The organism is Actinoplanes sichuanensis (genome assembly GCF_033097365.1).
In the GTDB taxonomy this organism is placed as follows: domain Bacteria; phylum Actinomycetota; class Actinomycetes; order Mycobacteriales; family Micromonosporaceae; genus Actinoplanes; species Actinoplanes sichuanensis.
Genome location: NZ_AP028461.1, coordinates 2,232,629 through 2,247,014 on the forward strand (window position 1 = coordinate 2,232,629; position 14,386 = coordinate 2,247,014).

A 14,386-nucleotide genomic window follows, 5' to 3' on the forward strand; every position below is an offset into this window, starting at 1 on the left:
CCGCTACGGTCCGTGACCGAGCCTTGCGGCATGGCCATCAACGAGACAAGCGCCGAGCAGAGGCGTCTGCGTGACGCCGACTCCGCCGCCGTCCCCTGGCGGCGGTGGGGGCCGTACCTCAGTGAACGGCAGTGGGGGACGGTCCGGGAGGACTACAGCCCGGGCGGCGACGCCTGGGACTACCTGAGCCACGACGACGCGCGCTCCCGGGCCTACCGGTGGGGTGAGGACGGCATCGGCGGGTTCAGCGACGACCGGCAGGGCCTCTGTCTGGCCGTCGCGCTGTGGAACGGTCGGGACCCGATCCTCAAGGAGCGGTTCTTCGGGCTCACCAACCGGGAGGGCAACCACGGCGAGGACGTCAAGGAGTACTGGTTCTACGTCGACGCCACGCCCACCCACTCCTACCAGCGGATGGTCTACAAGTACCCGCACGAGGCGTACCCGTACGAGGACCTGGTCGCCACCAACCGGTCCCGGGGGCGCGAGGACTTCGAGTACGAGCTGCTCGACACCGGGATCTTCGCCGAGGACAGGTACTTCGACGTGGAGATCGAGTACGCGAAGGCCGGTCCGGAGAACCTGCTCGGCCGGATCACCGTGCACAACCGTGGCCCGGAGGCGGCATCGCTGCGGCTGCTGCCGACGGTCTGGTTCCGTAACACCTGGTCGTGGGACCGGCCGGAGCCGAAGCCGGTGCTCCGTGCGCGCGACGGCTCGGTCGAGGCGGTCCACCATCGTCTCGGTACCCGCTGGTTCACCGTCCTCGGTGACGCCCCGCTGCTGTTCACCGAGAACGAGTCGGCCGGGAGCGGACCCTACGTCAAGGACGCCTTCCACCGGTACGTGGTGCACGGCGACACCGCGGCGGTGAACCCGGACCTCACCGGTACGAAGGCCGCCGCCCTGGTCACGCTGGAGGTGCCGGCCGGTGGATCGGCGGTGGTCCGGTTCCGGTCAGCCGAGGCGCCGCCCGCCGACTCCGACCCGGACGCCTTCGACCGGGTGATCGACCAGCGGCGGGCCGAGGCCGACGAGTACTACCGCGAGCTGCTCGCGCCCGAGTTGGGCGACGCCGAGCGGCAGGTGGTCCGGCAGGCGCTGGCCGGGATGCTGTGGAGCAAGCAGTATTTCGGCTACGACGTGGAGCGCTGGCTGACCGGTCACGGCCGGGATCCGCTGGCGTCGCAGGGCACCCGCAACGGCGAGTGGTTCCACATGATCTGCAACGACGTCATCTCCATGCCGGACAAGTGGGAGTATCCCTGGTTCGCCGCGTGGGACCTGGCGTTCCAGTCGATCGCGCTGGCCCTGGTCGACCTCGGTTTCGCCAAGGACCAGCTGAACCTGCTGCTCGGCCGGCGGTATCTGCATCCGAGCGGGCAGATCCCGGCGTATGAGTGGAACTTCTCCGACGTCAACCCGCCGGTGCACGCCTGGGCCACCTATCTGGTCTACGAGCTGGACAAGTCTCGCAACGGCCACGGCGACCACGCCTGGCTGGAGTCGATCTTCCACAAGCTGGCGAAGAACTTCACCTGGTGGGTCAACCGCAAGGACCACGACGGCAACAACGTCTTCCAGGGTGGTTTCCTCGGGCTGGACAACATCGGCGTGTTCGACCGGAGCGCGCCGCTGCCCACCGGTGGTTACCTGGACCAGGCCGACGGGACGGCGTGGATGGCGCTCTACTGCCAGAGCATGCTGTCGATCGCGTTGGAGCTGTCCCAGCAGGACCCGGTCTATCTGGAGCAGGCGCAGGCGTACTTCGAACATTTCGCCTGGATCGCGGTGGCGGTCAACCGGGAGGCCGGTGGCGCGGCGATGTGGGACGAGGAGGACGGCTTCTTCTACGATCTGCTGCGGCTGCCGGACGGCAGCGCACAGCGGTTGCCGGTCCGGTCCCTGGTGGGCCTGCTGCCGCTGGCGGCGGTGACGGTGTACGAGACCGCGCTCACCTCCCGCCACCCGCAGCTGATCGAGGGTGTTCAGGACTTCGTGAACCGGCACCCGAGTGTCAGTTCGGTGCTGTCCCGGGGGCGGGTGACCGGCCGGCACGGGGAGCACCTGCTGGCGCTCTTCGACGAGACCCGGCTGCGGCGGATCCTGACCCGGCTGCTCGACGAGGAGGAGTTCCTCAGCCCGTACGGCATCCGCTCGTTGTCGCGGCACCACCGGGACCATCCGTTCGAGTTCCGGGTCGGCGACAGCACGTTCTCGGTCGACTACCAGCCGGCCGAGTCGGACAGTGCGATGTTCGGCGGCAACTCCAACTGGCGCGGCCCGATCTGGTTCCCGGCGAACGTCCTGGTGATCCGGGCGCTGATGAACCTGTACGTGGGATACGGCGACGATTTCACGGTGGAGTGCCCGACCGGCTCCGGGGTGAAGATGACGCTCTTCGAGGTGGCCCGGGAGATCTCCGACCGGCTCATCCGGATCTTCCTGCCCGGCCCGGACGGCGCCCGCCCGGTGCACGGCGGCCAGCAGATCTTCGCCTCCGAGCACTGGCGTGACCTGATCACCTTCAGCGAGTACTTCCACGGCGACAACGGGGCCGGCCTGGGTGCCGCTCATCAGACCGGTTGGACCGGCCTGGTCGCCGTGTTCCCGAACGTGTTCGCCGGCCTGACCGGCGTGGATCTGCTGGATCACGGCATGGCCGGTGTGTTGCGGTCGCGGGAAGGGGAGCCGGAATGAGCAACGGATGGCCGTCCGCCCCGGCGGTCTACGAGATCTTCGCCTGGCCGTGGTTGACCGGGCTGAGTCGCCGGTTCGGCCGGGACGTCACCCTGGGCGACGTGCCGCCCGAGGTGTGGGACGAGGTGGCCGTACCGGGGGTGGACGCGGTCTGGCTGATGGGGGTCTGGGAGCGCAGCCCGGCCGGGCTGGCCCTGGCCCGCACCGACGAACAACTGCAGAGCTCGTTCCGGGAGGCGCTGCCGGACGTGCGGCACGCCGACGTGGTCGGTTCGCCGTACTGTGTGCGCCGCTACCGGGTGGACGACCGGCTCGGCGGCCCGGACGGGCTGGCCGAGGCCCGCGCCCGGCTGCGCGCCCGCGGGGTGCGGCTGATCCTCGACTACGTGCCGAACCACGTCGCCCCGGATCATCCGGCGACCGCTGGACATCCGGAGTGGTTCGTCCAGGGCACACCGGAGGACCTGGCGGCCGATCCGGCGAGCTGGTTCACCGTGGACGGCCGGGTGCTGGCGCACGGCCGGGACCCGTTCTTCCCGGCGTGGCCGGACGTGGCCCAGCTCAACGGGTTCGACCCGGGGCTGCGGGACGCGACCGCGGCGGTGCTGTCCGAGATCGGCGGGCAGTGCGACGGGATCCGATGCGACATGGCGATGCTGCTGACCAACGAGGTCTTCGCGCGGACCTGGGGGCGGCATGTGGGAGCGGCGCCGGCCGTCGAGTTCTGGCCGTACGTGCTGGATCGGGTCCGGGAGCGGCATCCGGATCTGGTGCTGATCGCCGAGGCGTACTGGGACATGGAGTGGACGCTGCAGCGGCAGGGGTTCGACTTCTGCTATGACAAGCGGCTCTACGACCGGCTGGCCGGGGATGACGCCGAGGCGGTGCGCAAGCACCTGGCCGCCGACCGGGACTACCAGGACGGGCTGATCCGGTTCCTGGAGAACCACGACGAGCCGCGGGCGGCGGCGGCCCTGCCGGGTGGCCGGGGCCGGGCCGCGGCGGTGGCGATCGCCACGTTGCCGGGGGCGACGATGTGGCACGACGGGCAGTTCGAGGGCCGGCGGACCCGTCTGCCGGTCTTCCTGGCCCGGTTCCCGGACGAGCCCGCCGACGAGGATCTGGTGTCCTTCCACCACCGGCTGGTGGCGGCGGCCGCCCCGATGCGGGTGGGGGAGTGGCGGATGCTGGAGACCCGGGGGTGGCCGGACAACCCGAGTCATCGGGACCTTCTGGCCTGGGCATGGCACGACGACACGCCGCGTCACCTTGTGGTGGTCAACTTCAGTGATCGGCCGGCGCAGGGCCTCATCGAGCTGCCGTGGCCGGGTCTCGCCGGGCGGAAATGGCAGCTCATCGACCTGTTGGACGGTCAGGTCTTCGAACGCGACGGCGGCGAACTGGCCGGCAGCGGACTGTACGTTGACCTGCCGCCTTGGGGAACCCATGTAGTGACGTTAAGTTAACACCAAGGACACTCACCGTCACCGGACTATCCGATCCGGACGATGCGCGGCACCGATGGCGAGACGAGTCTGAACGAGGAGATCGAATCGGCGGCCATCGGAGGTAGCCAACGTGTCCATCGACATGATCACTGACTCGGACAGTTCCCTTCTCACCTCCAAGTTCGCCGTACCGGAGGCACCGCCCTTCATGGTCACCCGGCCGGCTCTGCTGGACCGGGTCACCGAGGGGGTGCAGGGACCGGTCACCGTGATCACCGGGCTGGCCGGCAGCGGCAAGACGCAGCTGCTGGCCTCCTGGGCGCGGAGTGTCCCGGTGGACTGGCCGGTCGCGTGGATCACCCTGGAGCACGGCGACGAGCAGCTGCCCACCTTCTGGGGGTACGTGGTGGAGGGGCTGCGCCGGGCCGGGGTGGACGTTCCACCGGTAACCGGGGGTGTGGTGACCAGGGGCTTCCTCGGCCGTCTGGCCGCCGCCGTCGAGGAGCACGCCACCCCGGTCGTGCTGATCCTCGACGGCGCGTCCCAGCTGCCCGGCCGGGACTGGGCGATCGGCCTGGAGTACGTGCTCAGCCACGCCGGCCGGCTGCGGGTGGTGCTGACCGGCCGCTGGGATCCACCGTTGCCGCTCTACCGGTACCGGCTGGCCGGCCAGCTGCACGAGCTGCGGACCGCCGACCTGGCGTTCACCGCCGCCGAGGTGTCCCGCCTGATGCGGCTGCACGGCGTCGAGCTGGCCGACCCGGAACTGGCCACCCTGCTGGAGCACACCGAGGGCTGGGCGGCCGGGATCCGGCTCTGCGCCTGCGCGCTGCAACGCACCCCGGACGCGAAGGTGCTGGTGGACACCATCTCCGGGGACGAGTCCACGATCGCCGAGTACTTCGTCGGTGAGGTGCTGCGGGTGCAGCCGCCGGAGACCAAGCGGTTCCTGCTGGAGACCAGCGTGCTGGACACCTTCACGCCGGAGCTGGCCGCCGCGGTCACCGCCCGCTCCGACGCGCCCCGGATGCTCGCCGAACTGACCCGGGAGAACGCGTTCATCCAGCCGGTCGGGTCGGGCACCGGCCTCTACCGCTACCACCGGCTCTTCGCCGAGCTGCTGCGGGCCCAGCTGTCCTGGGGCGACCCGGACGAGGTGGCGCTGCTGCACCAGCGGGCGGCGCTGTGGTTGGCCGCCCGCGGGCACCTGGTCGAGGCGGTCGGGCACGCCGTGCACGCCGGTGACTGGGGTGGCGCGGCCCGGATGGTGATCGAGGACTACGCGATCGGCTCGCTGATCGTGGAGGGTGGTGCCGGGCGGATCGGCCGGATCTTCGCCGGCCTGCCCGAGCAACTCGACGACCCCGAGCCGGTGATCGTGCGGGCCGCGCTGGCCTATGGCGACGGCGACCACTCCCGGGCCGCCGAGCAGTTCACCCTGGCCGGCAAGCTGCTCACGCTGCGTGGCACCGTCGACGACGACGGGCTGACGCTGGCCTGCCTCCTGATGCGGCTGCTGTTGCTCGCCCACGACACCGGCCCGGACGATGTGGACGAGCTGGCGCCCGTCGCACGTACCTTCCTGGCCGCGGCGCCCGCCCACCGGCTGGGGCGCCACCCCGAACTGCCGATGCTGCTCTACGCGGCGGAGGGTCGGGCTCGCAGCGCGGTCGGGCAGGTCGACGGTGCGGCCACGGTGCTCACCGAGGCGATCACCAACGCGTCCGCGGGCGCCGAGACGGTACGGATGTCGTGCCTGGAGAATCTGGCGCTGTTGGAGGCGTTCCGGGGTCGGTTGAGTCGGGCCGAGACGGCCGCCAAGCAGGCGATCGACCTGGCCCGCCAGTGTGGGCTGGGCCGGGAGCGGTGGCCCGCCACCGCCGAGGTCGCACTGGCCTGGGTGGCGCTGGAGCGCTACGACATCGAGGCCGCCGATCGGCGCCTGCGGGCCGTGCAACCGATGGTCGGCACCGGCGTGACCGGACCCGCGCCGGCCGGTTTCGCCCTGGTCCGGGCCCGCCGCCTGCAGACCCGCGGAGAGTTGCGGCAGGCCATCGGGGTGCTGACGGCCGTCGAGGAGACCGACAGCGGCGCGCCGCGCTGGCTGACTCGTGAGGTCCGGCTGGTCCGGGCCCGGCTGATGCTGCTGGCCGGGCGGGCCGACGAGGCGGACGGTCTGCTGGCCGGGTATGCCGACTCCACCGATCCGGACGCCGTGCTGGCCCGGGCGGCGCTGCTACTGGCGCGGGGCGAGACCGGTGCGGCGTACGACCGGGCGCGCACCGTGGCCGACGCGGCCGGGACCCGGGCCCCGATCGCCCTGGACGCCTGGCTGATGCTGGCGATGGTGGCGGCCGGCCGGGACGAGACGGCGAACGCCCGGGAGGCGCTGCGGCGGGCTCTGCGGGTGGCCGCCCCGGAGTCCTGCCGGCGTCCGGTCAACCAGGTGTGGGGTGAGCTGCGGCGGCTGCTGCGCGACGACGACCGACTGGCCCAGCAGTACCGGTCACTGGGTGCGCCCGCGCCCGGCGGGACCGGGACGGCGGGTGCCGATCCGGTGGTGGTCGAGCAGCTCAGCAAGCGGGAACTGGACGTACTGCGGGGCATGGCCGAGATGCTTCCGACCGAGGAGATCGCCGCCTCGATGTACGTCTCGGTGAACACCGTGAAGACCCACGTGCGAAGCATCCTGCGCAAGCTGTCCGCGTCCCGGCGCAACGAGGCAGTGCGCCGGGCGCGGGCTCTGCGTCTGATCTAGCGGGCGGCGGGTTTCCGGCAGAGCGCGAAGATCACCACGATCTCGATGCAGATCAGCACGGTGCACCACAGCGGGGCGGTGGCGAGGAGCAGGAAATGGGCCAGGGCGGCGACGGCGGTGAGCAGCACGCCGACCACCCTGGCCCAGGTCTGCCCGCGCAGGATCCCGGCACCGGCGGCGGCCGAGATCAGCCCGAGGATCAGGTGACCCCAGCCCCATGCGGCCGGGTCCAGCTCGATCAGGGCGCCCTCGGCGGTGACCAGGTAGGCGCTGTCGCGCAGCAGGGTGGTCAGGCCCTCCACGAACTGGAAGGCGCCCAGGGCCAGCAGCATGACCCCGGCGAAGTTCACCACTCCGGACAGATCGGGTTCCACGGCCTCGTCGGTCGTCGTCGTCATCGTCGTTCCCTCCTGCTGGTACGGGAGGCCAGCGTCTCGTCCCGAGCGGTGGAAACGCCTCGTACGAGACGAATGAATTGTTGTTGATCAATGCAACTTGCAGGCTGGGAGAACTAGTTCGTTCCCCTCTGTATGCAAATACCGAGGGTTGCCTGCCAAGCACTTTTTGTGTTTCGGTGAGGCCGGTCAGCTGGGGGACCGATCCGGAGGCGCTTCGCGAGCGGGGATCGGTAGGGGGCGTCATCTGTGATCTGGGGGCCGTGATGCGTGAGCGTGTAGTCGGCAGTGCGATGGTGCGAATACCTGTGGAACACACGACGCCACCCCGGCTCCCGGCCGGGCTGATCTGGCGCGCGCGCCTGGCGGCGATGCTCGACGAGGGGGTGCAACGGACCGCGACTCTGGTCTGCGCGGGTCCCGGCTGGGGCAAGACCGCCCTGGTCGGCTCATGGGCGGCGGCACGGTCGATGGGCGGGCCGGTCGCCTGGCTCACACTCGACAATCAGCACGACGACGCGTACGCCTTCTGGTCCGACCTCTACCTCGCCCTGCACACCGCCGGCGTCATCCCGCGCGACCAGGCCGTTCCCGGCCCCGAGGCGGACGACGCCGAGTACCGGCAGGCGCTGGCCGCCGCACTGGTCCGGCGGACCAAGCCGGTCGTGGTGGTCCTCGACGACCTGCACCGGGTGACCGACCCGCAGATCCTCGGCGCGCTGACCGGTCTGCTCCGGCTGCGGCAGGCCCGGTTCGTGCTGGTCACCCGCCGTGAGTCGGACCTGCCCCTGCACCGGCTGCGGGCCGGCGGCGAACTGACCGAGATCCGCCCCGCCGACCTCGGTTTCCGGCTGGAGGAGGCGGCCGAGCTGCTCGCCCTCACCGGCCGGAGCATGCCGGCCGACCGACTGACCACGATGGTCCGCCGGACCGAGGGCTGGAGCGCCGGGCTGCGGCTGCTGCTGGACACCCCGGACCCGGCCCGCGCCGACGAGCTGGTCGAGGACTACCTGCTCCGCGAGGTGCTGGGCACCCAGCCCGACGAGGTCCGCCGGTTCCTGTTGCGCACCAGCATCCCGGACCGGATCTGCGGCGACCTCGCCCTCGCACTCAGCGGCGAGCCGCACGGCCAGTACCTGCTCGAGGACCTCGCCCGGGGCAACCTGTTCGTCGAGCGCACCGGCACCGGACGCTGGTTCCGCTACCACCCGATGCTGCGCTCCGCGCTGCGCCGCCGGGTGGCCCGCCGCTGGCCCGACTCGCCACCCAGCCTGCATCGCGACGCCGCCCACTGGTACGACACCGACGGCGCCGCGCTGCCCGCACTCACCCACGCCGCGGCCGCCGGCGATTGGGACCTGGTGGCCGGCATCGTGGTACGGCGCGGCCTGCCCCTGTTCACCTCGGCCGACCGGACACAGCTGATCGAGGTGCTCACCCGTGTCCCGGTCGACCGGCTGCCGGAGACCGCCGAGTTCGCGGTGTGCGCGGTGATCCTCTGCTACGCCCGGGGTGACGCCGCCGCCGTGCCGCGCCGGATCGCCGCCGCCCGGGAACTGCTGGCCGGCCGCACCGACCGGGCCGCCGCCGACGCCGCCGCCGCGCTGGCGGTCCTGGAGAACGGCACGGTGATCCGCTGGCACGGCGACATGCCGCACCTGCTCCAGCGGGCCTCCGACCTGCTCGGCGAGCTGGCCCGGCTGAGCTGGGACCAGGCGCCGTCGCTGCTGCAGTACCGGGCCATGACGCTCAACAACAAGGGTGCGGCTCTGCTCTGGACCGGCCGGTTCGATCACGCCGACCGGTATCTGTGGGCCGCCGTCACCGCCGCGCGGACCGCCGACGTGCCGTACATCGAGATCAACTCGCTGGCGCTGCTGGCCCAGCTCGCGTTCATGCGGGGCGCCCTGCGCGAGGCCGCCGATCACGCGGCGGCCGCCGAGGACGCGGCCGGGCGCATCGACGCCCGCGGTCGGGTCGCGGTCGCTCCGGCCTATCTGGCGCAGGCCCTGATCGAGCAGGAGCGCGGCCGCGAGCCGGAGGCCGAGGACCGACTGCGCAAGGCGCTGCGCGCGCTCGGCGAGATCCCGGAGACCACCCAGTCGGTGCTGGCCGGGCTGATCCGGGTCCGGCTGATGCTCGACCGTGGTGAGGTGGCCGGTGCCCGTACCCTCCTCGGTCAGGTCCGGGCCGAAGCGGGCCCGCCGCTGATCGCACCGCAGATCGACCGCCTGCTCGATGTCACCGGAGCGGAGATCCGGCTCGCCGCCGGTGACCCGGGCGCGGTGGTGATGGCCTACGGCGCCCGGGTCGTGCTGGCCCCCGCCGAGCAGGTCTGTCTGGCCCGGGCCCTGCTCGGCACCGGCAACCTGCCCGCGGCCGGTGAGCTGCTGGCCAGGGTGCGCGACGGCTCGGACCGGGTGTCGGCGACCGCCGCCTGGATTCTCACCGCGCTCGCCGCCGACGCGCAGGGCCGCAGTTCGGTGGCGAGTGAGGCGCTGGCCCGGGCGCTGGCGTCGGCCGAGCCCGACCTGATCCGGCGGCCGTTCCGCACCTTCGACACCAACCGGGTGATGATCCTGGCCGAACGGCAGCAGTGGCTCACCGAGCTGCGCCGACCGGCCGGCGACGGGGTGCTCGGCGAGATCACCGGCGAGATCCCGATCATCTCGCCCACGCCGTCGGCCGGGCCGCTCAGTGAACGTGAGATCGACGTCCTGCAGTACCTGCCGACCGTGCTGACCGCCGCCGAGATCGCCGAGAACCTGGGCATCTCGGTCAACACGGTGAAGGCGCACATGCGGTCGATCTACCGCAAGCTGGGTGCCGCCCGCCGTCGGGAGGCGGTCGTCACCGCCCGCCAGTCCGGCCTGATCTGACCGCTCACCCACTCCGGGTGATCCCCGCAGGCCCGGGGGTCACCCAGCCTGGCCGTATGACCGACACCGATCCGTGGCCGGGCACGGCCACCGAACTCCGTACGCAGCCGTTCCCCTGGTGGACGCTGCTGGTCACCGGCGCGTTCGCGGTGGCCCTGGGACTCGCCGTCCTGATCTGGCCGGACCTCTCGCTCAAACTGATGGCCATCTTCACCGGCATCTGGCTGGTGCTCGGCGGCCTGGCCCGGATCATCGCGGCGTTCCTGCCGACCGGCCGCAGCGTCGCGGGCCACGTGTTCACCGGCGTGGTGGGCATCCTCCTGCTGGTCGCCGGCCTGGCCTGTCTGCGCGAGCTGGTCACCGGCCTGCTGGTGCTGGCGATCATCTACGGCACCACCTGGATCCTCACCGGCCTCGCCCTCCTGCTGGCCGGCGTGGTCCAGCACGGCGCGCTAAAGGTCGGGCTGGTGGTCGTGGGAGTGCTCACGATCCTGCTCGGGGTCGCCTTCGTCGTGCTGCCCGACCTGTCGCTGGCCACCCTGGTCGTGCTCACCGGTGTCGGCAGCCTGCTCGTCGGCATCTGCGAGTTGATCCTGGCGTTCCTGATCCGGCACGTGCAGCACACCGGCGACGATAGCGGTCAGCAGTAGACAGAACGACAGCACGTACAGCCAGCCGATGTAGGTGAAGGCCAGCCCGATCGTCCCGTACCGGTCGGCGCTGGACTGCAGGGCCCGCGGCAGGTAGATCGCGCCGCCGGCCCGCACCCCGACCATGACCGCGGCGAACAGCCCGCCGGTCAGCAGCAGCCTCGACCACGGCACCACCGGGCCGAGCAGGATCCGCGGCAGGGCGACGGCCAGGGCCAGATCGGCCAGCGCGGTCACCACCACCTGCCCGGCCCGGGGCGACGGCAGCATGCCGGTCAGCGAGCTCAGCATTCGGATCACGATCAGGAAGCCGACCAGCATCAGCACCGAGCCGATCTGCCAGCCGGTCGACGCCGCACCGGCCCGGCGGCCCGGGACCTGCCACACCGTCCGGTACGCCCGGACCAGCGCCCGCGCCAGCCCGGTCGCCGACAGGATCACGATCAGCCCGCCGACCACTCCGAACGCGTTGCTGCGGCTGCCGTCGAGCGCGTCGTCGAGCAGCCGGGCGCTGGTGTCGGGCAGGCGTACCAGGTCGCCCAGATGCTGCCGGGAACCGCCGCCGGCCAGCGCGCTGAGCATGATCAGCAGCGGGAAGATCGAGGTGAACGCCTGCGCCGCCAGGGTCATCGACCTGTCGAAGATCTGCACCCGCAGGAGCTCGTCGATCATCGTGACCACCGGCGTACGCAGCCGCTGCGGGACGAACGCCAGCACTTTCCCGGTCAGCGAGGTCATGGCGTCATGGTCCGGGGACCGGCCGTGACCGGGCATCATCCGGCGGGGATGGCGTCCGGGCGACGAACCGGCCGGACACTGTCGCGCATGGTGCGCGCACTGGTGACCGTGATCGTCGGCGCGATGGTGACGGGTGTCGTCATCGGGCTGCTGCCCGGGATCTCCGCCGACGACGGCTGGGCGGTGCTGACCGTCGCGATCGTCCTGGGTGTGCTCGGCGCGGTGCTGCGGCCGCTGCTGGTGACCCTGCTGACCAGGATCGGCTGGGCCGGGGTGGTGGCCGGCTGGATCGTCGTGCAGGGCCTGCTGGTGTGGATCGCGCTGCAGGTCACCCCGGGGATCCAGGTGGACGGGTTCTGGTCGGCGTTCTGGGCGTCCTGGCTCGGCGCGATCCTGATGAGCATCGGGCTGTGGGTGGTCACCGCCGGGCAGCACGGCGTCGCGACCAGGCATCTGCTGCGCGCCAACCGTCGCTACCGGCGCAGCGTCGCGCCGACCGACGTGCCGGGCGTCATCATGATCCAGATCGACGGACTGTCCGCACCGCTGACCAGATGGGCTATCGAGACGGGCAACCTGCCGACCATCGGCCGGTGGCTGCGCACCGGCAGCCACACCCTCACCGAATGGCACGCCCGGATGCCCGCGACGACACCGGCCAGCCAGGCCGGGCTGCTGCACGGCGCGAGCGATCGGGTTCCGGCCTTCCGGTGGTACGAGAAGACGCCCGGCCGCCTCGTCGTGACCAACCGTCCCGAGGACGCCGCCCTGGTCGAGTCCCGCCTGTCGAACGGCCGTGGCCTGCTCGCCGACGGCGGGGTGAGCGTGAGCAACGTGTTCTCCGGCGACGCGCCGACCTCGCTGCTGACGATGAGCACCGTGCGCGGGCGGCGACCCGGCCCGGCCCGCTACCTGAGCGCCTACCTGCTCGACCCGTTCGGTCTGACCCGCTCCCTGGTGCTGGCCGCCGGCGAGATCGTCAAGGAGTTGCACCAGGCCCGTCGGCAGCGGCTGCGCGGAGTCGAGCCGAGAATGCACCGGGACTGGCGGTACGTGCTGCTGCGCGGCGCCACCAACGTGCTGCTGCGTAACCTCAACCTGACGGTGATCGCCGAGCAGATGATGCGGGGTGCGCCCGCGGTCTTCTGCGACCTGGTCGACTACGACGAGATCGCCCACCACGCGGGCCCGGCCCGGCCGGAGGCGCTGGCCTCGCTCGACGGCATCGACGGGGTGCTGGCCATCCTGGAGGAGGTGGCGGCCGCCGCGCCACGGCCGTACCGGTTCGTGATCCTCTCCGACCACGGGCAGAGCCAGGGCGCCACGTTCCGGCAGCGCTACGGCCTGACCCTGGAGGACCTGATCCGGGGTCAGGGCACCGACGACGTCGTCGTCGCGGCCGGTGGCAACCTGGCTCTCGTGTACTTCACCCGGCTGCCCTGCCGGGTCACTCGGGAACAGATCGACAAGCGGTATCCGGAGCTGCTGCCCACCCTCACCGGGCACGCCGGGATCGGCTGGGTGATGGTCCGGTCGGAGGCCGACGGCGCGGTGGTCCTCGGCCCGGACGGGCAGCGGCGGTTGCGCGACGACCACGTCGACGGGACCGATCCGCTGGCCGGGTTCGGCCCGCACGCCGCCGACGACCTGCGCCGCCACGACACCCTCGACCACACCGGCGATCTGGTCATCAACAGCCTGTTCGATCCGGTCACCGGCGAGGTCGCCGCGTTCGAGGAGCTGATCGGCTGCCACGGCGGCCTCGGCGGCGCCCAGGAACAGCCGGTCCTCGTCCACCCCCGGGAGTGGCGGGTGACCGATCCACTGATCGGTTCAGACGCCGTTCACCTGGTGTTGTGCGGCTGGCTGGAGCAGGTCGGGTGCCGCTCATCCGCCGGGGGTGAGCCCCCGCGGGCCCCACGATGACCACCATGACGCCATGTGTCGCTGGATTGCCTACTCGGGGTCGCCGATCCGGCTCGAAGAGCTGCTCTACCGGCCCCGCTACTCGCTGATCGACCAGAGTCTGCACTCCCGGCTCGGGGTGGAGACCACCAACGGCGACGGCTTCGGCGTCGGCTGGTACACCGCCGGCGGCGGGGAGCCCGCCCTCTACCGTGGGACCGGTCCGGCCTGGAACGACGCCAACCTGCGCGAGATCGCCCGGTCCACGCTGTCGCCGTTGTTCCTGGCCCACATCCGGGCCAGCACCGGGACCGCGGTGCAACAGACCAACTGCCATCCCTTCCGGTACGCCGACTGGCTCTGGGTCCACAACGGGTCGATCCGCGAGTTCCACAGACTCAAACGGGACCTGGTGCTGGCCGTCGATCCGGATCTGTACCCGTTCATGGCCGGGTCCACCGACTCCGAGGTGATGTTCCACCTCGCCCTCACCTACGGGCTGCGCGACCGGCCGGTGGAAGCCGTGGAACGGATGGCCGGCCTGGTCGAGTCGGTCGGGCGCGCGTACGGCGTACCCGATCCGCTGCAGATGACCGTGGCCACCACCGACGGTGACCGGACCTGGTGCTTCCGCTATTCGAGCGAGGGGCGCAGCCGCTCGCTGTTCTACAGCACCGACATCTCCGCGCTGCGGCACCTCCATCCGGAGCAGGCCCATCTGCGCGGGCTGTCGGAGGAGACCCGGCTGATCGTCTCCGAGCCGCTCGGTGAGCTCGAGGGCGCATGGCAGCCGGTGCCGGAGTCCAGTTACGGCGTGATCCAGAAGGGCGACGACGAGCTCGGCCGGTTCGAGCCCGCGATGTCCTGATCCCCCTTTCATCCCGCCCGAGTGATTCGGACCGGAACCCGTTTC

8 protein-coding genes and 1 pseudogene are annotated in these 14,386 nt (G+C 71.5%); 7 read left to right on the forward strand and 2 right to left on the reverse strand.

The annotated features are described in order from the left end of the window. Positions 1-30 precede the first annotated feature (30 nt). The 3 genes from Q0Z83_RS09800 (at position 31) to Q0Z83_RS09810 (ending at position 6,906) form a co-directional block, all read left to right on the forward strand. Complete coding sequence (locus Q0Z83_RS09800) at positions 31-2,700, forward strand: MGH1-like glycoside hydrolase domain-containing protein (protein ID WP_317793526.1); 2,670 nt, start codon at positions 31-33, stop codon at positions 2,698-2,700. Then, positions 2,697-4,166 (forward strand): alpha-amylase family glycosyl hydrolase, encoded by a 1,470-nt coding sequence (locus tag Q0Z83_RS09805; RefSeq protein ID WP_317793527.1) that lies wholly within the window; start codon positions 2,697-2,699, stop codon positions 4,164-4,166. Before Q0Z83_RS09800 ends, Q0Z83_RS09805 begins: the two co-directional genes overlap by 4 nt. Positions 4,167-4,278: 112 nt before the next feature. Beyond that, positions 4,279-6,906, forward strand: a complete 2,628-nt coding sequence (locus tag Q0Z83_RS09810) for a LuxR C-terminal-related transcriptional regulator (protein ID WP_317793528.1) — start codon at positions 4,279-4,281, stop codon at positions 6,904-6,906. Here the strand turns inward: Q0Z83_RS09810 and Q0Z83_RS09815 are convergent. Continuing rightward, entirely contained in the window at positions 6,903-7,304 is a 402-nt protein-coding gene (locus tag Q0Z83_RS09815) for a DUF7144 family membrane protein (protein ID WP_317793529.1), read from the reverse strand. The two genes, Q0Z83_RS09810 and Q0Z83_RS09815, sit on opposite strands and share 4 nt — an antisense overlap. 305 nt (positions 7,305-7,609) lie before the next feature. On the opposite strand from Q0Z83_RS09815, the gene Q0Z83_RS09820 reads away from it, so the two are divergent. Continuing rightward, positions 7,610-10,180, forward strand: coding sequence for a helix-turn-helix transcriptional regulator (locus tag Q0Z83_RS09820; RefSeq protein WP_317793530.1), 2,571 nt, complete (start codon positions 7,610-7,612; stop codon positions 10,178-10,180). 56 nt (positions 10,181-10,236) lie between these two features. Continuing rightward, positions 10,237-10,740, forward strand: a pseudogene (locus Q0Z83_RS09825) (DUF308 domain-containing protein); the annotation flags it as partial. On the opposite strand, the gene Q0Z83_RS09830 reads toward Q0Z83_RS09825, so the two are convergent. After that, positions 10,633-11,568 (reverse strand): YihY/virulence factor BrkB family protein, encoded by a 936-nt coding sequence (locus Q0Z83_RS09830; protein WP_317793531.1) that lies wholly within the window; start codon positions 11,566-11,568, stop codon positions 10,633-10,635. The pseudogene Q0Z83_RS09825 and the gene Q0Z83_RS09830 overlap by 108 nt on opposite strands. 87 nt (positions 11,569-11,655) lie before the next feature. Between Q0Z83_RS09830 and Q0Z83_RS09835 the strand changes: the two genes are divergently transcribed. Both Q0Z83_RS09835 and Q0Z83_RS09840 read left to right on the forward strand, forming a co-directional pair. Continuing rightward, positions 11,656-13,494 (forward strand): phage holin family protein, encoded by a 1,839-nt coding sequence (locus tag Q0Z83_RS09835; RefSeq protein WP_317793532.1) that lies wholly within the window; start codon positions 11,656-11,658, stop codon positions 13,492-13,494. 13 nt (positions 13,495-13,507) lie between these two features. Continuing rightward, the gene (locus Q0Z83_RS09840; RefSeq protein WP_317793533.1) at positions 13,508-14,341 is read left to right on the forward strand and encodes a class II glutamine amidotransferase; all 834 of its coding nucleotides are present in this window, start codon (positions 13,508-13,510) and stop codon (positions 14,339-14,341) included. The last annotated feature ends 45 nt before the right edge of the window (positions 14,342-14,386 follow it).

Excerpts from the sequence above, each read along its gene's own strand:
- Q0Z83_RS09805 (WP_317793527.1), top strand. The coding sequence starts at position 2,697 with ATGAGCAACGGATGGCCGTCCGCCCCGGCGGTCTACGAGATCTTCGCC.
- Q0Z83_RS09815 (WP_317793529.1), bottom strand. The coding sequence starts at position 7,304 with ATGACGACGACGACCGACGAGGCCGTGGAACCCGATCTGTCCGGAGTG.
- Q0Z83_RS09840 (WP_317793533.1), top strand. The coding sequence starts at position 13,508 with ATGTGTCGCTGGATTGCCTACTCGGGGTCGCCGATCCGGCTCGAAGAG.
- Q0Z83_RS09800 (WP_317793526.1), top strand. The coding sequence starts at position 31 with ATGGCCATCAACGAGACAAGCGCCGAGCAGAGGCGTCTGCGTGACGCC.
- Q0Z83_RS09830 (WP_317793531.1), bottom strand. The coding sequence starts at position 11,568 with ATGACCTCGCTGACCGGGAAAGTGCTGGCGTTCGTCCCGCAGCGGCTG.
- Q0Z83_RS09835 (WP_317793532.1), top strand. The coding sequence starts at position 11,656 with ATGGTGCGCGCACTGGTGACCGTGATCGTCGGCGCGATGGTGACGGGT.